Here is a 24,350-nt window from a genome sequence, read left to right as displayed (position 1 = left end):
ATTTCAGTATTGGCGTGGAGTTCGCCTTTTACTATATTTACTCTCGTAATTTTTAACCCGAAAACCGATGTGCGTCGCAACATGCGAGCCGTCGAAAAATCAAAAGGAAGATACAATGGCTGACAATCTGTCCGTCCTCGGCAAGGCCCGCAAGGCCTACCAGCCGAAACTCCCCGCCGCTCTCCGCGACGGCGCTCTCAAGGTCTCTCTCAACAAGGGTAAGGCTACCGAATCCGTCCGCGACCAGGCCAAGATCAAGGCTCTGTTCCCGAACACCTACGGCGCTCCCTACATTTCCATGAAGAAGGCTACCAAGGCAGCTGCCGGTAAGGCCCTCAACGTGGGCGTGGTGCTCTCCGGTGGCCAGGCTCCTGGTGGACACAACGTGATTGCAGGTATCTTCGACGGTATCAAGAGCATCAGCAAGAATTCCAAGCTCCTCGGCTTCCTCGGCGGTCCGTCTGGCCTCGAAAACGGCAAGTTCATCGTGATCAACGAAAAGATCATGGACTCCTACCGCAACACCGGTGGATTCGACATCATCCAGTCCGGCCGTACCAAGCTCGAAACTGAAGAACAGTTCAAGAAGTGCATGGCTGTTGCCAAGGCTCAGAAGCTCGACGCTATCGTGATCATCGGTGGTGACGACTCCAACACCAACGCTGCTGTTCTCGGCGAATACTTCCAGGCCAACGGCGCAAGCTGCGTGGTTTGCGGCTGCCCGAAGACCATCGACGGCGACCTCAAGAACGAATACATCGAAACCTCCTTCGGTTTCGACACCGCCGTCAAGACCTATTCCGAACTCATCGGCAACATCATGCGCGATGCCAACTCCGCTCAGAAGTACTGGCACTTCATCAAGCTCATGGGCCGTAGCGCTTCTCACATTGCTCTCGAAGCCGCTCTCCAGACCCATCCGAACATCTGCTTGATCTCTGAAGAAGTCAAGGCCAAGAAGATGAAGCTGAAGCAGGTCATCAAGTACGTTGCAGACATCGTCGCTGCCCGTGCTGCTGACGGCAAGAACTTCGGCGTCTGCCTGATTCCGGAAGGCCTCCTCGAATTCATCCCGGATGTCGGCGTGCTCATTTCTGAACTCTCTGAAGCCCTCGCCCACCACGAAAAGGAAGTCGAAGGCCTCGACACCGCCGCTAAGGTTGAAAAGCTCTGCAACTGGATTTCCAAGGCTTCTGCCGAAGTCCTCAAGAGCCTCCCCTCCACCACTCAGGGTCAGCTGATGCTTGACCGCGACAGCCACGGCAACGTGCAGGTTTCCCTCATCGAAACCGAAAAGCTCGTCATCGAAATGGTGAAGAAGGAACTCAAGAGCCGCAAGAACTTCAAGGGTAAATTCTCCGCCCTCAACCACTTCTTCGGTTACGAAGGCCGCTGCGCCGCTCCGTCGAACTTCGACGCCGACTACTGCTACAGCCTCGGTTACACCGCTTCTGTGCTCGCCTTCAACAAGATGAACGGCTACATGAGCTCTGTGCGTGACCTGACCAAGGGTATCGAAAAGTGGACTGCCGGTGGCATTCCTATCACCATGATGATGAACATCGAACGTCGTCACGGTGCCGACAAGCCGGTGATCCAGAAGGCTCTCGTTGAACTCGACGGTGCTCCGTTCAAGTTCTTCGCCAAGAACCGCGAAGTCTGGGCCAAGACTGAATCCTACACCTATCCGGGTCCGATCCAGTACTGGGGTCCATCTGAAGTCTGTGATGTCACGAACTTCACGATTAAGCTGGAACGCGGCGCCCTCAAGGTGAAGTAATAGCCTACAAGGCGAATAAAGCAAAAGAGAAGTCCAAAGGACTTCTCTTTTATTTTTGAGCCGTAGGGCGGACGCCGAAGGCGTCAATTCACCCAATGTCATCCCCGCGAAGGCGGGGATCTCCAAGCATTGAAAAGTCCCTCGCATTTTCGCGGGGGATTTTTTATGTTTATAAAAAAGGAGCTACACTATGGCCTGTGCAAATTGCAAATTCCGTGCCCAATACGACAAGAATCCCAAGTCCCTCATCGGGCGCTTCTGGCGGTTCCACATCAACTTTTGCCCCGGCTGGAAGTCCTATTTGAAGAGCCTTTCCGAAGAAGAGCGCATCGCCCTCAAGGAAAAGTACAACTTGAAGTAAAAGAAAAATGGCGGGCTTTTGCCCGCCACTTCTAACTTTCTACAGCCAACTGCAAACTACTTCTGCCCTTCGCTGGTGCTGAGCAGGTACGCGTTGATGAACGGCTTGATTTTGCCGTCGAGCACGCCTGCGGTATCCGAGGTTTCGACGCCGGTGCGCAGGTCCTTCACCAACTGGTAAGGCTGCAGCACGTAGCTACGAATCTGGCTACCCCATTCTACCTTTTTCTTTTCGGCCATACGGGCATCACGCTTGGCTTCTTCTTCCAAGCGATAATGTTCGGCGACCATGGTCTTGAGCATCTTGTAGCAGGTTTCGCGGTTCTGAATCTGGCTACGTTCGGTCTGGCAGCTCGCCATAATACCTGTCGGCAAGTGCGTCATACGCACGGCGGAGTCCGTCTTGTTGATGTACTGACCACCGGCACCGCTACTGCGGTAGGTATCCACGCGCACGTCTGCCATATCCAAATCGAATTCAATGTCTTCGTGTTCCGGATACAGGTACACGGCGGTAAAGCTCGTGTGGCGGCGGGCATTCGCATCGAAGGGGCTGATGCGCACCAGACGGTGCACGCCGATTTCCGAACGGAGCAATCCGTAAGCGTTTTCACAAGTGACTTCGATCGTCGCACTCTTAAGGCCAGCGTCTTCCGCTTCCTGGAAGTCGACCACCTTGAAGTCCATGTTTTCGCGTTCAAAGAAATGCGTGTACATGCGGAAGAGCATGAGCGCCCAGTCCTGCGACTCGGTGCCACCTGCGCCCGGATGAATCGACAGCAAGCAACTGCAAGCATCATCCGGACCGTTCAGCATTTTCTTGAATTCCATCGCCTCGATTTTCGATTTGAGTTCAGCGATATCGGAATCGATAGATGCCGTCAGGTCGGCGGATTCTTCCGCCTTGCTCATTTCGTAAAGTTCGGCGAGGTCGTCGCATGTCTGCGAGACTTCTTTCCACGAGTCCAGCAGAGCGCGCAGATTGCCGATTTTTTTCATCATGGACTGCGCCTTTTCCTGGTCATTCCACAGGTTCGGGTCAGCGGAGTCCTTTTCCAAAACGTAGAGTTCTTCGGTCTTGGCTTCTAAGTCAAAGATACCCCCAGAGCTTGTCGATGCGCGTACGCAAGTCGATCAGCCCGGTGTGCGTCGTCTGAAAAGCCATTACTTGCCGCCGATGGCCTGAGGAGGAGTGTACTTCGCGTCGAGGTACTGCACCTTGTAGACCTTTCCGAGGCCATCGAGGTAAGCCTTGAGCTGAGCCTGACGATCCTGTTCAGCCTGCACACGCAGAATGTAGTCGATCTGGTGCTTGTAGCTTTCGTATTTGCCGTCGTTCTTTTCGGTCAGCATGAAGATGGCGATACCGTCCTTGTCGGTATACGGTTCGGTGATTTCGCCGACCTTGACCTTGTTCACGGCCTTCACAAAAGCATCGCCCTTGGACTTGGCAACAAACTTAGCCATCACGCCGCCAGTCTTCTTGGCGGTCTGGTCGTCGCTGTACATGGCGGCGAGCTGGGCAAAGGTAGCCTTCTTGCTGCGCACCTGGGCGGCAAGGCCCTGCAACATCACCTTGGCGTCTTCGATTTCCTGCTTGGACTTGCCCTTGGTGTAAATCACGATGCGGGCACCGCTAATGGAATCGTTAATGGCAACTTTAGTCTTGTTGAGTTCCCAGAAAGCTTCCTTCTGCTTTTCGGTCGGATCCTTCGGATACGGGACCTTCTGTTCAAGAATCTTTTCGCTCTTCAGCTGGTCTTCGATCTTTTCCTTGAACTGGGCCATGGTGGTGTTAGACTTCTTGAGTTCCTTCTGGAAGGCGTCTTCGCTCGGGAACTGGGACTTGAAGAGCTTGGTCAAGCTGTCGACCTTGCCCTGAGAAACCTTGATACCCATCTTCTTGGCTTCGAGCTTGATGAGTTCCTGGCCAACCAGGTTGTCAATCACGGCGTAACGAAGCTGAGTCATGGTCTTGTCATCAATCTTCTTGCCGCGGAGCTGCTGTTCACCGAGCATCTTGGCAAGGCTATCAATCTTACCGGCAGAAATACCGACCTTTTCGACGCGAATCACGTCCATGCTTTTGGTATTCAACAACTGAGCAGAAGCGATACCGGCAGCCATAGCGACCGTCAGGATACCGCGAGAAACAAATTTAAAAGAACGCATTTTTATTCCTTTTTAAAATTTTCCGGTGTAAATATAGAAAAAGTGTGCGAGGTGAGCCCAGCATGGGCAAACTTGTTTGCCCATATTGCCAAACCGAAGCCACGGACGCCATAGGCGTCAAAAGGCGAGAGCCGCGACAAAAACATTATGTTTTTGGCATGGCCGAGCCATACTATATGCACTCCGAAGGAGTGCCATATAGAAAAAATGACAGTTTCAAACCCAAATATTTAAAAGGCGCTCTCTAAAAAGGAGCGCGTTTCTTTTTGTTCTTCATAAATTCTATTTTTCAAAAAACTTATTGCGGTAAACAAGGAGGAGCCATGAATTTATTTTCTAGAATCAGCACTATTTTGTGCGCACTTTGTGTTTTTTGTACAGCAGCAGAGCAAAGACGCGCCGAAATTTACATTGACGAAGATCTTTACAAAGATGCAGACGTACTTGCAGCAGCGCAGAAATACGCCGGCGCCGTCGAAAAGGAATTCAACTTCAAGATAGATATCAAGTCGTTCCCGGCCGCATTAGTCCTTGACTCTACAACTCTCAGTACAAGCCCCAAATTTAAACAGAAAAGCACCGCTGCCGAACTGAAGGCCGCCATCAAGGAATCCTGGGAAGACAAATCCAAAGCTCCATTAGCGGGAGTCATCCTTATAGGCAATCTGCCTTTTGCACGAATGGAATACTTTGCCAGAGAATCCGACGGCAGGGCGGCATTCCCCGGCGATGGAAAAATCACCGGCTACCAGGTCTGGGCGGTTGACTTCTACTATATGGACATGGACGGCAAGTGGACAGACGAACTCGTCGGAACCGGCTGCGTATCCGACGGAGCATGCAGCGGCGAAGTGGATTACGGACAAAACGGAATCATCGATTCACACTACAACCATTTTAACGGGAAACTTGCCGGCGAAGATTTCGAAATCTGGGTATCTCGCGTAAACGCTTACGGCGAAGCCCGCGACTTGTACAATAACAAATGGATTGAACAACTCCGCAATTACAACGAATACCTCGCCACGGTCAAGGAACTCACCGTACGCTGGCTCAACAAGGCCTACGACATGCACGTAAGCTCAACCCCACGTTCGGACAAAGCTCTGTTTACCTATTCCGACCCATCCCCTATTTACAGGGCGGACTATGCCGTCGTAAGCCATATCAACGACCTCTCGAAAATGTATAACGAAGTCGATGTCGTCCATGCGATGGACAGAGAAAAATCGCTCCTGTATATGGTAAAGGATTACGATTGGCTGACCCATCTGGGCCATGGCAACGAAAAGTCCTTTGCCGATGGCGTTTCGGTAAACGACTTTGAGCCCACCATCGAAAGTGTCCCCTACCTGCTTGACTTGTTCTCTTGCAACATCGGTCGCTACTCCACACCCGAAGGTCTCTCTTACGACCGCACGGTAGGCATGGCATTCTTGTTTAGGTCCCTGAAAGGCGGTGTTTCGATGATTGCAGAGACAAAAATGGGCGGCGGATACCAAGCGGTCGATACACTCGACAAGCATATGAGAACAAATTTCCTTGGCGATGCATACGTCAAGTGGGCCAACTACAGATCTTTGGTATTCGAAAGTTACAAGAATGCAAAGGACATTTACACCTGGTACTACGGGACCACGCTTTTCGGCGACCCGTTTGCAACAATTAAAACCAATAGAGACAACGTAAAACAAGACAGCATGCCCAACAACATCGCGCTGCACGCATTGCACGATTTCAACATCAGCGGCATATGCATCGACGAAGCGCAGGGCGCCAATGGATTCTGCAACGCCATCTGCGGTTCCACGGAAGCGAACTATTGCGCAGGTATCCATGGCTCCGCCCGAATCGGCACCGTCTATGCCAAAGGCGGCCTTGTCCTGAATGCCGAAATTAAAGCCCAAAAAGCACTCATCTACCGCGATTACGAAGATGCAGAACTTTTCATCAGTGCAGAAGCGGATTACAATTACGTCGCCTACGTCAATCCCAAGCGCTGGAACAAAACATTCGACGCATTCGACACTCTGCAGACATTCCCGGAAAACAAATGCATCGAGAACGTGACCGTCGATAAGGAATTCACTCTCGTCGACGGGAAATGCATCAACAAGCTCACCGTTCGCTCCACCGGAACGCTCGTCATTCCAGAAGGCGATTTCTACGCATACTCCGTAACCATGGAACCGGGTTCCAAGTACAAATTCGAAAAACCGGGATACACTTCCCTGCTGCACGTAAAGAAAGGTTTTGCATGGAACGCCTCCCCGGCTAAAGACTCCACCGACTACGAGAAAGCGGCAAGCGAATTCAAGTTAATTGTCTATGACAACGCAAACCCCGTCGATATCGACAGTCTGTTCTACGGATCTGTCAATGCGCCCAAAACCATGCTAAACGTCTATGGCAAGGCATACGGATCGTTCACCGGATACGGCTTGGCCGTTCACGAAAACGCCGTCGTCTATTACATACCGTTCGCTCCGCTATCTTCGCCCGAACACACGACGTTTGCAAGCCCAATAACAACGGCAGATCATGCGACAAAAGTCATCGCGTTCAATCGCAACGCCATCACGTTCGAAGCCTCAAAGGCGGGAATGTACGACATTGCAGTCATGGACGTTCTCGGACAAACCGTCGCATCGTTCTGCGTAAACGCAAACGCCGGCTACAATTCCGTCAGCCATGATTTCACGAAACTCAAAAGCAACCGCTATATCGTGAGCCTCAAACGCGGAAAAACCGTCGAAAGCGCCAAGATGGTGAGACTGCGGTAGTTTGCAGGCTCTGTCAAGCCTATGGATTGCGCCAAATGCAAACGTAAACTGACTATGCATTGGAAATAAAATAAGGCGACCTTTCGGCCGCCTTTTGCTTTTTACAATTCCGTAGCGAATTCACTCATGGGCTTGCGCACGGGGTGTCTCGGCGAAGGGCCACCTTCGGCGGGGTCGGCGTAGCCCACATCCAAGAAGCAGGCCAGCTTGAGGTTTGCCGGAAAATCGAAGGCGCGTTCGATTTCAGAGGCGTTGAAGCCGCGGGCCCATAAGGTCGCAAGGCCCAAGTCGGTGGCCTGCATCATCATCGAGGTCGTCACGATGCTTGAATCCATATCGCCACTTACAAAGTCGTCGTGATAGGTCACGGGAGAATAGCACTTGTCCTTGTCGTAGCAGACCATGAGCACCACGGGGGCGTTGTAGGCCATGCGGGTAATGCCGCGGAGCTTGGCTAGGGCTGCCTCAGACTTGAGTACCTTCACGGTCACCGGCTGGCCATTCACGGCCGTCGGAGAAAGGCGGCCCGCTTCGAGCACGAGGGCGAGTTTTTCGGGTTCCACAGCCTTGTCGCTGAATTTGCGGCAGCTGTAACGATTTTGAGCGAGTTTAATGAATTCCATATCATAATTTTAGCATTTTATTTTTTCCTATTCTGCCATTTTCAGTATAGATTTATATAGAAATCCGCCCCAAAAACGGTATCAAAGGAGTCTTTTATGGAAACATTCAGCATTCCTGGTTTTTGGTACACTGTTCCGGCAGCGTCAATCCTTGCCCTTGTAGCGGCACTGCTGTTCTTCAAATCCATGATGAAAATGGACGAAGGAACGCCGCGCATGATAGAGATTGCGGGTTATGTCCGCGAAGGGGCACTCGCCTACCTCAAGCGACAATACAGAACCGTCTCGGTCGTATTCGCCATTTTGTTCCTCATTTTCGTGATTCTCGCATTCCTCGGAATCCAGAATCCCTTTGTTCCGATCGCATTCCTCACCGGCGGTTTCTTTAGCGGACTCTGCGGATTTTTAGGCATGAAAACGGCAACGCAGGCAAGTTCCAGAACTGCCGCGGGCGCAAGCAAGAGCCTGAACCAAGGCCTCGTCACGGCATTCCGTTCTGGCGCGGTCATGGGACTGATTGTCGTCGGCTTTGGCCTGCTCGATATTTCCATCTGGTTCTACCTTCTGAACTTCATTTACGACCATAATATTTTCGGCATGGGAGCCACCCTGGCAAGCAAGATTTCGATGGATTTTTCGGACGGTTTGATTACGAATCCGGCTTTCGGGCACGCCAAGATGGCCGAAGTGACAACCACCATGCTGACCTTTGGCATGGGAGCCTCGCTGCAGGCGCTCTTTGCCCGCGTTGGCGGGGGTATCTACACGAAGGCGGCCGATGTCGGTGCAGACTTGGTGGGTAAAGTCGAAGCGGGTATTCCCGAAGACGATCCGCGAAACCCCGCCACCATCGCCGACAACGTCGGCGATAACGTCGGAGACGTTGCGGGCATGGGCGCAGACCTCTACGAATCTTACTGCGGATCCATCTTGGCGACAGCGGCCCTCGGCGCGGCCCTCCCTGGCATGAGCATGCACCATGTCATTGCCCCGATGCTTGTCGCGGCAATAGGCATTGTTCTTTCGATTGTCGGCATTTTCATGGTGCGCACCAAAGATGACGCCAACACCAAGTCGCTCTTGCATTCCCTTCTCGTCGGAACGCTCGGATCTTCGATTCTCATTCTCTTGGCGCTCCTTGTCTTTGTCAAGTTGGAACTCATTTCGTGGGGCATTTTCGGATCTGTCGTCGCAGGCCTTGCCGCTGGCGTCATCATAGGACAGTTTACCGAATTCTACACCTCCGACGCCTACAAGCCCACCCGCGCTATCGCTTCGCGCACGCAGATGGGCCCCGCCACGACCATCATCGAAGGCATCTCGGTCGGCATGTACTCCACCGCCCTCCCGGTGATCACTATCGTTCTCGGCATTCTCGCCTCCTTCGGTTTTGCGGGCGGTTTCGAAAACATTTCGCAGGGGCTTTACGGAGTCGGTTTCGCGGCCGTCGGTATGCTTTCGACCCTCGGCATCACGCTTTCGACAGACGCCTTCGGGCCCATTGCCGACAATGCGGGCGGTAACGCCGAAATGGCAGAACTCCCCAAGAAAGTCCGCGAACGTACCGACGAGCTCGACATGCTCGGCAACACGACCGCCGCGACAGGTAAAGGGTTCGCCATCGGGTCTGCAGCCCTTACCGCCATGGCACTACTTGCCTCCTATGTCGAAGAAATCAAGCTCTGGCTCAGCAAATTCGCCCACGACGGCGCATTCGAATTCGGCAACGTCACCTTCTTCAGCAGTTCTACCGCGCTCACCTCTGGAGCCTCTACCAGCAACACGCATTGGCAAATTCTAGAAGGCGGCATCAAGGCCATCGCAAACGACGGTTCGCTTGCAGCGCTCTCTATTGCAGACGCTTCGTTCGGCGATTTCATGAACGCATTCAACCTGAACCTGATGAACCCCATGCTTCTTGGCGGCCTCTTTATCGGTTGCATGATGGCCTTCGTCTTCTGCGCCATGACCATCAAGGCGGTCGGCCGCGCAGCCTCTTCCATGGTCAAGGAAGTCCGCCGCCAGTTCAAGGAAATTCCAGGAATCATGGAAGGCACAGGCAAGCCGGATTACGCCAAATGCGTCGAAATTTCGACTCACGGAGCCCAGCGCGAAATGCTCCTGCCGTCGCTCCTCGCTGTCATTGTTCCGGTTGTTGTTGGCCTGTTCATGGGAATCGCGGGCGTCTTCGGCCTGCTCGCCGGGGGGCTCGCTTGCGGATTCTCGCTCGCCTGCATGCTCAACAACGCAGGCGGTGCCTGGGACAACGCCAAGAAATATATCGAAAAAGGAAACTTCGGCGGAAAAGGTTCCGATTGTCACAAGGCAGGAGTCGTCGGCGATACCGTAGGCGATCCGTTCAAGGACACCGCGGGCCCCTCGCTAAACATCTTGATTAAATTGATGACAATGGTGAGTCTCGTCTTCGCAGGTGTCATTGTCGCGGTCGGCGGGCTCTAGCCAAACGAATTCAAGCTTTACAGCACATAAAGCGCGAGCACAACAATAATTCCGGCAAAGACCAAGAACACGGGCAACAGCAGCAACAAGCAAAGTAGCCCTATTTTCAGGTCATAAAAGAACATGCGCCAGCGGCCGCGCTTGGTTTTGCATGTTTCTGCGCGGCAATCCGGGCAAATATTTCCGACCTTGTTACGAACGCGGATGGCAAGATTGCTTTCCAGCGGAGCCATCCCGACTTTGTCGTTAAATTCCTTGTTGCAAACAGAACATGTGCACTGCATATCGGTAATTATAGTAAATAGTTGGCAGCGGGTTATTTCTTTACGGCAATCAAAATGGTGGAACAAAGGATCAAGATGATGCCCGCCATGATGCGTGTCGTCAAGTTTTCGGCAAAGACAGTCACGCCTATCGTCACTGCAGTCACGGGCTCCAGAGCGCCCAAAATCGCCGTCGGTGTAGAGCCCACGATGCGTACCGCCTTCACCATGAAAATGAGCGAAAGTACCGTCGGCACAAGTCCCAGCATAAAGCCCCAGCCCCAGGAACTCGCCTGCGTAAAGAGCGGCGGGAGCCCTGAACCGAGCGTCACCGAATAAAGCAACAAGAAGAACATGCAAAAACAGATGGCATAAAAAGTCATCTTGACCGAGCCCATCTGCAAGTTGATGCGGTTCGCCATCACCATATAAATGGCGTAACTTATGGACGACAAGAACACGAGCAGGCAACCCACCGAACTGAGCGTTGCGCCGTCTCCCCCACGATACAAAAGCGCAATGCCCGCCATCGAAATCACAATCGAAAGGACTGTCCAAATTTTGATTCTTTCCTTGAAGAAAATCGCCATGAGCACCGAGACTTCGAGCGGATAAAGGAACAGAAGCGTCGAGGCAAGGCCCGCGTCCATGTACTTGAACGAGGCGTAATACGTGAGCGAACTTGCGGCAAACAAGAAGCCGAACGCGACTAGCGCACGGAACTCGCGAAACGAAATTTTAAAGTGCGAACCCTTGGAAAGCATGACGATCATGAGCAACAGCGCCGCCGTAAAGAACCGGTAAAAAAGAACCGTCTCGGGCGAATAATTCTGCGCATACAAGTGAAGCGCACCCAGCGGATTCGTACCGTAACAAATCGCGGAAAGAGCTGCAAAAAAGAAGCCTTTTAATGCGGAGATCCCCGCCTTCGCGGGGATGACATTATTGCGCGTGAGAGGCATATTAAATCGCGAACTTGGTCGCATCAGCCAACTGCACGCTCGCGATGCGGGAAATACCCTTGATTTCCTGCGTCACACCGTAGAGCATGTCGGCTTCGGCCATGGTACGCTTGTTATGCGTCACCACGATGAACAAGGTCTGCTTGCTGAATTCGCGGAGCAGCGCCATGAAGCGGCCCACGTTAGCGTCATCGAGCGGGCCGTCGACTTCGTCCAGCACGCAGTACGGAGACGGCTTTTCCATGTAAATGGCAAACAGCAAGGCCGTTGCAGTCAGGGCGTGTTCACCGCCGGAAAGCGCCTTGATACCGCGCATCTTCTTACCCGTGGGGCGCACGTTGATTTCGATGTCGGCGTCGAGGATATCCATGGGCTTGCCCATTTCATCCACCTTTTCGACAAGGCTCATCTTGGTTTCGCCGTTCAGGAACAGCTTGCTGAACACGAACTGGAAGTTCTTCTGGATGCGGGCAAACGTATCGAGGTAACGGCTGCGGGCAATATCGTCGAGCTTGGTGATGGTGCGGTCCAGCGAGGCGCGAGCACGATCCAAGTCGTCGAACTGCGCTTCGACTTCCAGAAGACGCTTCTTTTCGTCTTCGTAGTCTTCCATCACGTTCACGTTGATGGGGCCCAGTTCCTTGATCTTTCCGCGGAGTTCGCGGATTTCACGGTCGGCTTCGGGCTGGCTATATTCCACGCGCTCGATGTCGTCGGGGTTCGCAAGGTCTACACTGTATTCGTTTGTAATACGTTCAGTGAGGCGGTCGATATTTGCCTGCAAGGCTTCCTGCCTGCGGCCCACATCGTTCAATTCCTTCATCTTGTCGATCATGTCGTCGCGGAGACGGTTGACTTCGCTACGCCATTCTTCGAGGTCGCCCGAAACAAGTTCATACTTTTCACGGGCCAAATCACGCTGGTTTTCGAGTTCGCGGAGAGCAGAATCCTTGCTCTGCACCTGGTCGGCAACTCCCCTGCCATCATCCTCATTCTTCTGGATGGCAGCGAGGTTCTTCTCGATTTCAGCCTTACGACCCTGAATTGCATTTTCCAGGAATTCCACCTGTTCGGCAATGTAATTCAAGCGGTTCGTATTCTGCGTGAGCTTTGCAGTCTTGTCTTGAGCGCTGCGTTCCAATTCGCGAACGTCTTCTTCTTTTTCGCGGAAGAGCGTATCCTGTTCCGAAAGTTCGTCGTTCACGCGGGAATATTCTTCTTCGATCTTTTCGAGCGCCGCCTGAGCGTCCATCAGTTCCTGGTCGCTGTTCTTGGAGGCTTCTGCCGCCTGAATCTTGGATTCGGCGTTCTGCATTTCGCCCTGCAACTGCGCAAGTCTGCGGTCGCAACCGGCGATAATGTTATTCTGGATCGAAATGCCGGCGTTACCGCCGCGCTTCATATCTTCTTTTTCGCGGATTTCGTCGACCAACGAGGCAAGCATCTGCGTGTCTTCGTTGACCAAATCCTGCAAGCGGCCAATTTCTTCTTCGGCCTGAGCCACTTCGAGGTTCACACCTTCCAACAGGCTGTTCGCCTCGGCAATTTCGTTCTTGCGGCTGAGCGTTCCAGACGTTGCCGTACCGCTACTCATGAGGCCGCTCGTACGCACAATGCCTTCTGGCGCCACAAAGCAAAGGTCGTCACCGCGCATGGCTCGCGCAAGGCGCACCGCAGTCTGCAAGGAATCTACGACAAAGTAACGAGAAAGCAGCGCCTTGAGCCAGCCTGCAATCTGTTCGTCGGCAGTCACGTAATCCTTGAGGCAACCCACAACGCCATCGCCCTGGAGCGTGCCGGAATAGGGTTCGGCACCGGCACCCACCAGCGCGAGCACCGCCTTGCCTACGTTTTCGCCCTTCATGGCATCCACCGCAGCAATCGCGGCATCGTCCGAGGCAACGACCACGGCATCCATCAGGTCACCGAGGGCGGCCTCCACCTGCGCTGCATATTCGGGAGCAGCTTCGATACGTTCCGACAGGAGCCCGCCCACCAGGTCCGCCTTATGCTCCATGAGCCAGCGGCTAGCGTCGGTGCCCTCGTTGGCAACGCTCTGTAAAACGTCAATTCGAGAGGTGAGCCTTGCCACCTCGTTCTTCAGTTCCTGCAGTTTCTTCTGGGCTTCGAGCAAGTCGGCGCGTTCGGCATCGAGCCTTTCTTCGCGCGTCGAGCGCTGTTCGGTAAGGCGTTCCAGGTCGGCATCGGCGGCTTCGAGGCCAGCGTTAATATCTGCCAGGGCCGATTCGGCGCTCGCCTTCTGCGACTGCACCTGTTCCATTTCGCCGCGCCACTTGGCGAGGTTCGCCTGCAACAGGCCCGATTCGGCATCCATACGCTCGAAACGGCTCTTGAGGGAGTTCACCTGGTTCGTCTTCTGCAGGCGTTCGTTCGAAAGATCCCTTGACTGGGTACGCAGGTCGTCCACCTTGTCGCGCATGACCTGCAAAATTTCGCGTTCACGCTCCAACAGAGCGTTCATTTCGTCCACGTCGCTATCGGAACTGAGCACCGCATTTTCTTCTTCCAAGCGGGCACGTTCCTCGAGCAATTCCTGCACCTTGCCCGTATTGCGGTCGATTTCTTCCTGGTACTTTTCGTTAGCACCTTCCAAGTTCGAAATCGTGTCGCGAATACGGCCCATGCTGTTATTCAAGTCGTTGAGTTCGATGGTCGCCTTCTGCACTTCACGTTCCAAGTCGCGGTAGGCGTTTTCGTCTTCCGAAATCAACAGCTTCTTTTCGTCAATTTTAGCCTGCAACACGGTCGCATTCGTCTTGGAATTTTCCACATCGTGGTTCAGACGGCGGGTCGCAGTGTCGAGGGTCGTCAAGCCCTCTTTCATATCGTCAAACTTATCGATACTGACCGACAGGTCCAATTCGCGCAGGCGCTTGGAAAGGCGTTTGTATTCGTTCACCTTTTCGGCCTGGGTTTCATACAGCTTTACGGAACGGCGCACGCTGCGCAGGTTGTCTTCCACGCGTTCCATATCCATCTGCACGCGTTCCAGCTGGCGACGGGTTTCCTTACGCTGCTGCTTGTACTTGCTCACGCCGGCGGCTTCTTCGAACAGCACGCGGCGGTCATCGGCCTTGTCAGAGAGAACAGCCTTGATCATGTCGGCGTTCATCTGCGAATAGGTACTGGAACCGAGGCCCGAGTCAAAAAGCAAGGCGTGCACGTCGCGCAGGCGGCATTCCTGGTTGTTGATCAGGTATTCACCCGAACCGTCACGATGCACGCGGCGGGTCACAATCACTTCGGAATATTCAGAATTCAGGGTACCATCGCTGTTATCGATCACAATGGAGACTTCAGCGAGGCTCATGGCGGCACGTTCTTCGGTACCGCTAAAAATCACGTCCTGCATCTTGCTCATACGGAGCGATGCAGCTTTCTGTTCGCCTAATACCCAGCGGATAGCATCGGTAATGTTCGACTTACCGCACCCGTTCGGCCCCACCACGGCCGTAAGACCCTTCGTGGGGAAGTTGATTTCGGTCCTCTGGGCAAAGGACTTAAAGCCAAAAATCTTTAGTTTTGTAATCTGCACTTCAATGCGAAAGATAAAATGATTTTCCCGTACAAATGGGCGAAAAAAAGCAAAAAAGGCCAAAAATCGCCTTTTCCACCAATATATTCCAACTTGGAGTAAGTTTTTCGTAAAAAAAAGAAAATTTACCTAACTAATAGATATATTATATGAAAGAAGGGCGAATTTTCCATGAGACTTACGTTTGCAATTATTTATGTCTTGCTAATAATCCTTTTAGGGGTTTTTGGAGTAATTGCGCGTAAATCGAAAAAGTCGATCGGATACGCCGTATCCCTTCTCCTGTTTTCGTTCATCGTTCCCATTATGGGAAACCTCTTCATCGTCCTTTCCACCAACCAGCTTCTTTCGACCATCGGTAGTTATATCTACTTCATCGGCATGGACTTGATGTCGTTCAGCCTGTTTGACTTTACCTTGGCCTATTGCAGCATATCTTGGCGAAAAAACAAAAAGAAATGCTATGTCATCTATGCGCTTTTAACCCTGGACATCATCCAATATTTCTTTAACCCCTTCCTAGGGCAAGCATTCGGTATGGAAGCCATCACGGTAGACGGATCCCCCTACTACAGGCTCATTCCTTACATGGGGCAATTCTTCCACCGTATTGCAGTCTATCTAGCTTTCTTCGTATCGCTTTTCATATTCTGCATCAAGGCCATACGCGTTCCCCGCATTTACGCCGAAAAGTACAACGTCATTTTCTTCACCATGGTCGTGGCCGGGGTATGGCAATCGTACTACATCTTCTCGAGAACACCCATTGACCGTTCCATGATCGCCATGGCCGTTTGCGGGATGTTCATTTTCTATTTTTCGCTATTCTTTAGGCCCTACAGGCTCCTGGACCGAATGCTTGCCAAAATCGCCTCCCAAATGCCCGAAGCCATCTACTTCTTTGATGCCAACGATCGTTGCATCTGGGCAAATAGCAACGGCTGCAAGCTCCTCGTTATCCGTAGCGATAACTACGAAAGCGTTCAGCACAGGCTTGCGGCCATGTTCAATGACTTTGGCGAAGGCATGGACAGTTGGTCGTCCAGGCAAACCGTAGGTTCCGGAAAGGACATTCGATATTTCTCACTAAAAAAACACCTTGTCTCAGACGAAAAGTACCGAAAAATCGGATCGTTCTTGACCGTTCAGGACAACACTGCCGATATCCTCAGGCAGCAAAAAGAAATGTACGAGGCAACCCATGACAAGCTCACCGGTTTGTTCACCAAGGAACACCTGTTCAATGTCATCAAGAGCCGAATCACCACCGACAAGGATACTTCTTACTCCATCGCCTACTTTGATATCAAGGACTTTAAAATGGTCAACGATATCTTCGGCAAAGACACTGGCGACAAAGTTCTTGTGAGAGTAGCAAACTGGCTCAGGGAAAGCGCCCTCGACGACTGGAGTTACGGACGCATCGGCGGCGACGCCTTCGGCGTCTGTTTCAAGACAGATACAGTCAATCTGCCTAAAGTCGAGCAAAAACTTTCAGAGTTTGTCATTTCAAACGGCGCGATCGACCAGCATATTTTGATGCATGTAGGTATATTCCGTGTAACCGACCCGAACATCGACGTATCGATCATGTTCGACCGCGCACACCTCGCCCAGACAAGCATCAAGAACGAATACAATACGCATATCGCCCTATACGACGACAAAATGCGCGACCAGGTGTTGTGGGGCCAAAAGATATCGATAGAACTTGCAGAGGCAATCAAACAGCGTCAGATTGTCCCCTACCTGCAGCCTATCGTAGACAACAAGGGTTCCATTATCGGAGCCGAAGCTTTAGTTCGCTGGCTCCACCCCACAGAAGGTTTCCTCCCGCCTTTCACGTTCATTCCCATATTCGAAAAGAACGGCATGATTGCCGACGTGGACAAGTACATTTGGCGCTGCGCCTGCGAAATACTTGCCTCATGGACCGGCGAAAAAGAAAAGCTCTTCATTTCGGTCAACATTTCGCCCAAGGACTTCTACTTCATAGATGTCTTTGCCGAAATCGACAAGCTCGTCAACGAATTCAAGATTAACCCGAACCGCCTGCGTATTGAAATTACGGAAACGGTCATGATGACCGACGCCGAAAGCCGTATGGCCATATTGAAGCGTTTCCGCGACAACGGATACATTGTCGAAATGGACGACTTCGGCAGCGGCTATTCTTCGTTGAATCAGCTCAAGGACATGCCTCTGGACGTGCTGAAAATCGACATGAAGTTCTTGAGCAACGCCGAAGACAACCAAAAGGCAGAAACAATCCTCAGGAACATCCTCAGACTTTCGAGCGACCTTGGTCTATTCTCGCTCACCGAAGGTGTCGAAACCGAAGATCAATACCAAATGTTGAACCAAATGGGCTGTAATTTGTTCCAAGGATACTACTTTGCAAAGCCCATGTCGGTAAGCGACTACGAAAAGCTTTGCGAAGCCAAAACTTGAACTTCAAAAAAGCTCTCCATGGACTCAAAAACGCCATTTTAGCTTAAAAAACAAACAAAGTAACATTTAGAACAGAAATTTGTAACAAACGATACTAGCTTATTAGGCTATATTCAATTCATAGAACAAAGTAATTATCTATGAATAAAATTGTATCGTTTGCGTTTCTTTTCTTGGCTGTCGGGCTCTTGGTGTTACAACTTTTCGTTGGAAACTATCTCCTATTGGACCTTACGGCGACCGCATTAATTATTATTGCCATTTTGCGTATCGAAAAGCTTCAGCAAGAGGCTTCTATTGCCAAAGAAAAGGTAATCAAGCGCCAGCGTGAAATCTACAACGTCACCCATGACAAATTGACCGGATTGTACACCAAGGAAGCCCTTTTCGAAAAAATTAGGGACACCATCGCCAAGCACCCCGATGTCAATTACTGGGTCGCCTACTTCGACATCAAGGATTTCAAGATCGTAAACGATATCTTCGGTAGCGACATGGGCGACAGCGTCTTGCTGAAGGTAGCCTCCTGGCTTCGCGAAAATTCTACCAAGGAATGGGTATTCGGGCGCCTTGGCGGCGACGATTTCGGCATTTGCCTACCGGCTGGAGATGCAAACCTACAACAACTGGAACGCCGTTTTTCACGATACGTCATTTCGAACGGTTCCATCGATCACCGCATTTTAATGCACATGGGTATCTACAAGATTACCGAACCCAATATCGGCATATCGATCATGTTCGACCGCGCCCAACTCGCCCTCACCTCGGTCAAGAACGAATACAATAAGCACATCGCCTTCTACGACAACAAAATGCGAAAGCAAGTGATGTGGGACCAGATGATTTCTGCCCAAATCGAAAAAGCCATCGAAGAAAAGCAAGTGCGCCCTTACTTACAGCCCATTGTTGACAACAACGGGCAGATTATCGGAGCCGAAGCGCTTATCCGCTGGGACCACCCCAAGGAAGGCTTCTTGCAGCCCGAAACCTTTATCCCGACATTCGAAAAAAACGGCATGATTGCCGACCTGGACAAGTATATTTGGCGAAGTGCCTGCGAAATCCTTTCTACCTGGACCGGAGAAAAATCGCACCTGTTCATTTCGATCAACATTTCGCCGAAGGACTTCTTGTTCATGGATGTCTTCGCCGAGATTAGCTCCTTGATCGAAGAATTCAAGATCGAGCCCACGCGCCTGCGCATCGAAATTACCGAAACCGTGATGATGACCGAAGCCGAAAACCGCATGGCCATTCTGAACCGATTCCGCGAATCCGGATTTATTGTCGAGATGGACGACTTTGGCAGCGGTTATTCTTCGCTGAACCAGCTCAAGGACATGCCGCTCGACGTTCTGAAAATCGACATGAAGTTCTTAAGCAGTTCCAAGAACAGCCAGAAGGCCGAAATCATCTTGCGCAACGTGCTCAAGCTCTCGGGCGATCTGGGACTTTCGTCGCTTACCGAAGGCGTTGAGACCGAAGCCCAGTACCACATGCTGAACAAAATGGGCTGCAACCTTTTCCAAGGTTACTTCTTTGCCAAGCCCATGACAGTAGATGAATTCGAAAAAGTCTGCGACAGCAGAGTCGCTTAAGATCTACTTGAATTCGTAGTGTAGAGAACCGTCTTCGTCATCCGAAAGAACCATATATTCACTTCCGCCGTCAAACGTCAAGTTCTGAATGTCGAAATCGGCGCCCAAAGTCCTGATACGCAAGCAGAAGGTTCCGACCCAGTCTTCTTCGTACACGCGGCTCTTTTCGCCTGTGCGGAGAGTATCTTGGATCCACGCCCTGTAAGAACCGTCTTCGGCAAGAATATCGACTTCGACAACCGTCTTAGACGATTTGTTTTCTATCTGGAGTCGAGTGGTCGAATCCAGGAACCAGTGCGTAAGGCAGCCCGAAAGCGTAATGCAGCAGGCAATCAATACCGCAAGCACCGAAATCTTTTTCATAGCACCCTTCATTAATTGCCTCCTTCAGAGCCGACCTTTTCGTAGCGGATTCCCTTGGCTTCGATAGTCTTGGGAGCGCCACCGTTCGTACCCATCGGCGTGATTTCGCTCTGTTTGGTATTCTTCTTGTCGAACTGTTTAACGACATCCGTCTGCATCGGGGCGCTACGTGCGGCACCGCGGTTGAACAGCCAGCCATCGATAGTGGCGAGGTTGAACTTGAATTCTACAAGGAACGTACCCTTCGCGCCAAAGAAGTTTTCGTAATCGTAGGCGGCGTTGTAGGCAAAGCGGGCAAACAACAAGTCGATTGCACCACCCCACAAAAAGTCGTTTTCTTCTTCAACCAAGTCGTCGGAAAGCTGTTTCTTTCTGACACGGTTCAAGCAGGTCGCTTCAAAGCCGATCATGCGAGAAGGATCCGGGTAAAACTTGAGAGCTGCGCTATGGAACCAGGAGTCGTTCAAGTCAATCGCGACTTCGGCATAAAGGCGCTGGTCATAAAGATTCTGTTCCCAATTAATGCGCATGGAATCAACGTCGTTTTCGTCATCGGTATTGTACATGGAAAGCGACACGTTCGGCAAATACGTCAGCGGGCCAGACTTTTTGCCGCCGTAAATAGCACGGCTTTCCAGGTCGAGCGAAAAACGGAACAGACGCCAGTCGGTGCGGTAGAAATTCGCCTGAGCGCTCATCTTGCTAAAGCGCAAATGAGCCCAACTGTAGGCCAGAGAATCGCTTTCTTGCGGGTAAAGCTTACCGCGGTGTTCCAGATTCTGGTGCTGCATACCGGCCGCAAGAGTCCAATTCATGCGGGCATCTGTAAAGGTCAAGCCCCAGGTAACGACCGAGCGCTGCAAGCCGAAATCGTTATACTGCGGGAAAAGGAAAAAATCTTCGCCATCCCAGCCGGAACGGTCGAACCAAAGGAGCGCACCCATGTGGCGGTCTTTAGCCACTTCGCCAGCACCAAAGGCTGCAAAATGATGATTGAAGGCAAAGCCATCGTGTTCGCCGTACTGACTTTCCAGGGGCAACTGTTCACGGCTCGGCGTGTAGTAAAATCCCAAATCGATATAGCCACCTCGCCCACCGCGCATAATATCGCTGATTTCGGACAGGTGACGGTCGCGAGTCACCGCTCCGTCGTTGGCGAGAGCGTTTGGCTTAATGCCGTCGGCCAAAGCAACCCCGACAAGCGTAAGCGCAATCAAAGCGGATTTCAATACAAACTGCATGCCGGAAAAGTAGTAAAAATGCGCAATGTGAGGTGTGAGATGTGGAATGAATTAAGGTTAATTAAGATTGCATGCCATCAAGTGAGCAGAGGAGATGTTCAAAATTTTCGCTCTAACCGCATATAGGCGCAGACTATAACTCGGATTACTATATTTGGCGGCATGAACGAACAGGAAAAAGCATTAATTGCTGCGTGGAGCAGCCACCCCCGCGAATGGGAAAACAACACCTGGGTGTACCCGGTCATTAGCCGTCGTGCAGGCGGGCTTTCTTTGGGCGTGAACCTGAACCCCGACCACCACTGTTCTTTTTCGTGCGCCTATTGCCAAAGCGGCCCGCAAGAGGGCCACAAGCGCATTCCCGTCGACATCGACGCCGTGGAACGCGAACTGCGCGACTTTCTCGACTATTACGAATCCGGCGAATTTTTCAAGTGCAAGGCATTCGAAAACGTACCCGAGCAGAACAAGCAACTCAAGGACATTTGCCTTTCGGGCGACGGCGAATCGACCATCGTCAAGGAATTCCCGGAAATTTGCCAGCGTATGCGCAAAATTCAAGAGGAATACACGCCAAGGCTAGGTGCTTTTAAGCTGCGTCTCATAACAAACGCTAGCCATCTCGAAAGCCCTGCGGTAGAACTTGGGCTTTCTCACCTGCTGGCAAGTGACGGCGAAATCTGGGCAAAGCTCGACGCCGGTACTGAAGAATGGTTCAAGAAGGTAAACCGTTCACCCCTGCACCTGACCAAGATTTTAGACAACCTAACAAAGGCGATCAAGGCCTACCCGATTTGCATTCAGACCATGCTCTGCGATTTACAAGGCGAAATTCCGAGCGATCAGGAAATTGAACGCTACATCGAAAACCTGGTCGCTATTCATTCCGCAAATCCGGACCACCTTGTCGAAATCCAGCTGTACACGGTTATCCGCGACACATTGCTCAAGGGAATCGAGCCCTTGCCCAAGGAATTCCTAGAAAGCGTCAAAACAAAAATCACCGACGCATTGCCGGTGAAAGTAAGATGCTTCTAATCAAAAATCGCCGCTAAAAAGCGGCGTTTTTTTAAATCAATTCGTCAGGCGGCAAGTGATCGACACTTTCCGGTTCCTGGTAGCAAGTTTCAGGCACCTGAACCTGCATCTGGAAGTAAGCCTTGTGAGCGGCAATCACCTTTTCGCGGGCAAAGGCGGCATTCTGCCATTCGCCAATCTGAACGTCCTTGCCTTCCAGTTCCTTGTAGTTCTGGAAGAAGTTACGCGTAATGCGCAGGAACATCTGGTCGACGTCAGTAATGTCCTTGATGGGGCGCGGGTTGAAAACCGGAACGCCCAAGACCTTATAGTCCTTGCGACCGCCATCGGTCATGTCAAGCGCACCAATCACGCGGCAGGTGCAAACCGTTCCCGTCATCATGGAGGCCGGGCTGTAAATCAGCATATCGATAGCGTCGCCGTCATCAGCCTTGGTGCTCGGGATAAAGCCGTAAGTACAGGGGTAGCTCATGGAGCTCAGCAGGCAGCGGTCCAGGCGGAACACGTGCAGGCGTTCATCATATTCGTACTTGAGGTTGGTGTCTTTACCGATTTCCACGACGCAGTCCACTTCGTAGGGGTACTTGCGACCAATCGGGAGATCCAGATAGTTAATTGCCATTTATACTCCAAAAGGCCCACTTTGAGCCATATTATCTTTTTGTTATAAATATGAGTCCTAATTTAGTATTTATCCAAAATCTGTAAAGGGTTGTTTACTTTATTTACGTCGGAATTGGTTATCTGCCACGCCAGCGAGACGTCGAGACCTTTTCAATCATGCCAAAGAAGAACTTGGGTTCTCCCCTGTCAGGGCTGTAGCCCACTTCAAATCGCAAGCGGTCTACTGCAGGAACCACCAGATGAATACCGCCATAGACGGCCGCCTCGTAATTATCCCAACCGGGGCGACCCGAATTCCAGATAAGGCTACCATCAAGACCAGCCACCAACTGGAGGCCGTAGAAGAAATTCACGCCCGCGATACTCGCCGGCTGGCGATCCAGCAGGATAAAGCGTTCTTCCAAATTCAGCAAGGCTTCGTGTACGCCCAGGCGCTTGGAATCGCCATAACGACCGCGATAAGAATTCACACCGCCGTGGGAATAGTAATCGTAAAACTTGACATCGCCCGGGCGGTAACGCACGAGCGCCGTCGCACCCGTTACAAAACGGCTGACGGTATAGTAGGCGCGGGCATCGTTCAAGAGTTCCCAGTAGTTTTCGCTGCCCATGGATTCGCAGCCACCTTCACAGGCAACTATGTATGCATCTGTTCCGCCCACATGCGTCAGCATGTATTCATAGTAAATGCCCTTGCGAGTATCAATCTTGCTATCGCGGTAATCAAAGGCAAAACCGGCACCAAATTCCGGCAAGAACGCGGCTCGTTCCAGGCGACGGCCGACAACCGTTGCCAAAATAGACATATGCGGCATGAATTTGTAATCCAAGTCCAAATCCAGAAGCCAGCTATCATCGTGATAGTCACGAATATCGTCATAGCTATCCGTATGAGAAAACTCGAAATTCCAACCCAGCGGCAGGGCAAACAGGTACGGCGAACTTGCGTAGAAGGCGTACTCGTTGTTATCGAGGAAATGTTTGGTCGATGTGCGGTACTGAACTTCGGCGCGGATATCTTCACCCAAAATATTCAGGTTGGCAAGAGCCACCCCAAGCATCAGGCCATCGCGCTCTGTCGTCTTGCTCGCCGGTGCGGGAATCCAGCGGAATATTTCAACGAATGTGTACTTCAGATTTCCACCGTTGCAATCTACCGACACATCGGTAAACAAGTCCAAGTCTTGTAGGCGGCGTTTTTCAAGATCGAACTTTTCGGCAGAGAAGGGCTCCCCCGCCTTGTTCAAGAGCTCCCGTTCCACCACGCGGTTCTTGGTATGCTCCAGTCCTTCGTACTGAATGGACGAAATGACCGTACCATCAGGACAACCGATAGACGAATCCACGCCAGCAAAGGCTGCAACAGAAATAAACGCAGTTACAGCACATGTAAAAAGACATCGTTTCAAAAAACTTAACACAAATACGAATATAGAAAAGCTTGCCTCCTTAAAAAAGCGTCGGCCAAGGAAGGGGAGGGTGCAGGGAGGGGACCGTGCGGCCTTCGCAACTCCGAGCCGGGTCCCCTCCCGCATAAATCATTTATTTTTCTATATTTTCTTTCGTAAAGAAAAGAGGTTTTTATGTTAGATTTTCTCGCCAACTATTGGCCCTTCATTGTCGCCCTTGTCCTTATCGTGCTCGGCGTGTTCGCATTCCGCGGCGTCCGCAAAGCCCTCAAGGAAGGCGGTGGCGCATTCAGCCTTGAAACCATCAAGAAGAACACCGAACCCAACTTTGCCGCCCTCAAGCAGAAGTCTCGCGCCCTTCTGGCCGACGCTGACATGATTTGCGAAGTCAAGGAAGGTTCCCACCTCGTGGTGCCCAAGAAAGAAGACCTCAAGTTCTTCCGCCGCGCCGTGTCCCAGAAGTACAAGCTTGCCATGTTCCTGGTGCCCGGCACCAACAAGGTCGCCTACTTCTTCTGCAAGACCGAACAGGGCCTGCGTCGCCGTATCGACAACCTGGTAATCAACCAGAAGTTCCACGAAGGCAAGAAGCCTTACAACGACGTTGCCACCGGCGAAAAGCTCAAGTTCCCGCGCTAGTTATTGATCTTTAATCAATAGACTT

Annotated in this window: 18 protein-coding genes; 8 read left to right on the top strand and 10 right to left on the bottom strand. The window is 51.8% G+C overall.

The features are described 5' to 3' along the window. The first annotated feature begins 115 nt into the window (after positions 1 to 115). A complete protein-coding gene (locus B7989_RS06920; RefSeq protein ID WP_072799280.1) occupies positions 116 to 1,780 on the top strand; it encodes a diphosphate--fructose-6-phosphate 1-phosphotransferase in 1,665 nt (554 codons plus the stop codon). 190 nt (positions 1,781 to 1,970) lie between these two features. After that, positions 1,971 to 2,141, top strand: a complete 171-nt coding sequence (locus B7989_RS14080) for a hypothetical protein (protein WP_198959544.1) — start codon at positions 1,971 to 1,973, stop codon at positions 2,139 to 2,141. 56 nt (positions 2,142 to 2,197) lie between these two features. On the opposite strand, the gene prfB is transcribed toward B7989_RS14080, so the two are convergent. Together prfB and B7989_RS06910 are read right to left on the bottom strand one after the other, a co-directional pair. After that, positions 2,198 to 3,305 (bottom strand): peptide chain release factor 2 gene (gene prfB, locus B7989_RS06915; protein WP_144264988.1). Its coding sequence is split into 2 segments (ribosomal slippage): positions 2,198 to 3,232 and positions 3,234 to 3,305, totalling 1,107 coding nucleotides; the frame shifts between segments, so codons are not numbered across the junction. Continuing rightward, positions 3,305 to 4,312, bottom strand: a complete 1,008-nt coding sequence (locus B7989_RS06910; protein ID WP_088627809.1) for a peptidylprolyl isomerase — start codon at positions 4,310 to 4,312, stop codon at positions 3,305 to 3,307. The genes prfB and B7989_RS06910 overlap by 1 nt, the downstream gene beginning before the upstream one ends. Before the next feature lie 323 nt (positions 4,313 to 4,635). Here B7989_RS06910 and B7989_RS06905 point away from each other — a divergent pair, with 323 nt between their 5' ends. Next, positions 4,636 to 7,095, top strand: a complete 2,460-nt coding sequence (locus tag B7989_RS06905) for a C25 family cysteine peptidase (protein ID WP_088627808.1) — start codon at positions 4,636 to 4,638, stop codon at positions 7,093 to 7,095. Between the two features lie 101 nt (positions 7,096 to 7,196). Here the strand turns inward: B7989_RS06905 and B7989_RS06900 are convergent, their stop codons facing one another. Next, positions 7,197 to 7,718: a nitroreductase family protein gene (locus tag B7989_RS06900; protein ID WP_088627807.1), complete on the bottom strand. Its 522-nt coding sequence runs from the start codon at positions 7,716 to 7,718 to the stop codon at positions 7,197 to 7,199. Between the two features lie 96 nt (positions 7,719 to 7,814). Here B7989_RS06900 and B7989_RS06895 point away from each other — a divergent pair, with 96 nt between their 5' ends. Beyond that, positions 7,815 to 10,178, top strand: a complete 2,364-nt coding sequence (locus B7989_RS06895) for a sodium-translocating pyrophosphatase (RefSeq protein ID WP_088627806.1) — start codon at positions 7,815 to 7,817, stop codon at positions 10,176 to 10,178. Positions 10,179 to 10,195: 17 nt separating this feature from the next. Here the strand turns inward: B7989_RS06895 and B7989_RS06890 are convergent, their stop codons facing one another. Genes B7989_RS06890 through smc form a run of 3 tightly spaced genes read right to left on the bottom strand, consistent with a single transcriptional unit; the run spans position 10,196 to position 14,959 of the window. Continuing rightward, entirely contained in the window at positions 10,196 to 10,462 is a 267-nt protein-coding gene (locus tag B7989_RS06890; RefSeq protein WP_144264987.1) for a hypothetical protein, read from the bottom strand. Between the two features lie 32 nt (positions 10,463 to 10,494). Continuing rightward, positions 10,495 to 11,403 (bottom strand): DMT family transporter, encoded by a 909-nt coding sequence (locus B7989_RS06885; protein WP_088627804.1) that lies wholly within the window; start codon positions 11,401 to 11,403, stop codon positions 10,495 to 10,497. 1 nt (position 11,404) lies between these two features. Continuing rightward, positions 11,405 to 14,959: a chromosome segregation protein SMC gene (smc, locus tag B7989_RS06880; protein WP_088627896.1), complete on the bottom strand. Its 3,555-nt coding sequence runs from the start codon at positions 14,957 to 14,959 to the stop codon at positions 11,405 to 11,407. 171 nt (positions 14,960 to 15,130) lie between these two features. Between smc and B7989_RS06875 the strand changes: the two genes are divergently transcribed. Together B7989_RS06875 and B7989_RS06870 are read left to right on the top strand one after the other, a co-directional pair. After that, complete coding sequence (locus B7989_RS06875) at positions 15,131 to 17,410, top strand: EAL domain-containing protein (protein ID WP_088627803.1); 2,280 nt, start codon at positions 15,131 to 15,133, stop codon at positions 17,408 to 17,410. A 140-nt stretch (positions 17,411 to 17,550) separates the two neighbouring features. After that, positions 17,551 to 19,011: a bifunctional diguanylate cyclase/phosphodiesterase gene (locus B7989_RS06870; RefSeq protein ID WP_088627802.1), complete on the top strand. Its 1,461-nt coding sequence runs from the start codon at positions 17,551 to 17,553 to the stop codon at positions 19,009 to 19,011. Between the two features lie 3 nt (positions 19,012 to 19,014). Here B7989_RS06870 and B7989_RS06865 read toward each other — a convergent pair whose 3' ends face one another. Then, entirely contained in the window at positions 19,015 to 19,374 is a 360-nt protein-coding gene (locus B7989_RS06865; RefSeq protein WP_144264986.1) for a hypothetical protein, read from the bottom strand. Positions 19,375 to 19,385: 11 nt separating this feature from the next. Next, complete coding sequence (locus B7989_RS06860; protein WP_088627800.1) at positions 19,386 to 20,615, bottom strand: hypothetical protein; 1,230 nt, start codon at positions 20,613 to 20,615, stop codon at positions 19,386 to 19,388. Positions 20,616 to 20,777: 162 nt separating this feature from the next. On the opposite strand from B7989_RS06860, the gene B7989_RS06855 reads away from it, so the two are divergent. After that, positions 20,778 to 21,653, top strand: coding sequence for a hypothetical protein (locus tag B7989_RS06855; RefSeq protein ID WP_088627799.1), 876 nt, complete (start codon positions 20,778 to 20,780; stop codon positions 21,651 to 21,653). Between the two features lie 31 nt (positions 21,654 to 21,684). Here B7989_RS06855 and B7989_RS06850 read toward each other — a convergent pair whose 3' ends face one another. Next, a complete protein-coding gene (locus B7989_RS06850) occupies positions 21,685 to 22,275 on the bottom strand; it encodes an inorganic diphosphatase (protein ID WP_088627798.1) in 591 nt (196 codons plus the stop codon). 118 nt (positions 22,276 to 22,393) lie between these two features. Then, positions 22,394 to 23,686 carry a POTRA domain-containing protein gene (locus B7989_RS06845; protein ID WP_233144289.1) on the bottom strand — a complete coding sequence of 431 codons (1,293 nt, stop codon included), beginning with the start codon at positions 23,684 to 23,686 and terminating at the stop codon, positions 22,394 to 22,396. Positions 23,687 to 23,860: 174 nt separating this feature from the next. On the opposite strand from B7989_RS06845, the gene B7989_RS06840 reads away from it, so the two are divergent. Further along, entirely contained in the window at positions 23,861 to 24,325 is a 465-nt protein-coding gene (locus tag B7989_RS06840) for a hypothetical protein (RefSeq protein WP_072978211.1), read from the top strand. The last annotated feature ends 25 nt before the right edge of the window (positions 24,326 to 24,350 follow it).

Origin of the sequence: Fibrobacter sp. UWB5, assembly GCF_002210295.1 — a bacterium.
GTDB lineage: Bacteria > Fibrobacterota > Fibrobacteria > Fibrobacterales > Fibrobacteraceae > Fibrobacter.
Note: the sequence above shows the minus strand (reverse complement) of the source record. Positions and strands in the feature narration are given on the sequence as shown.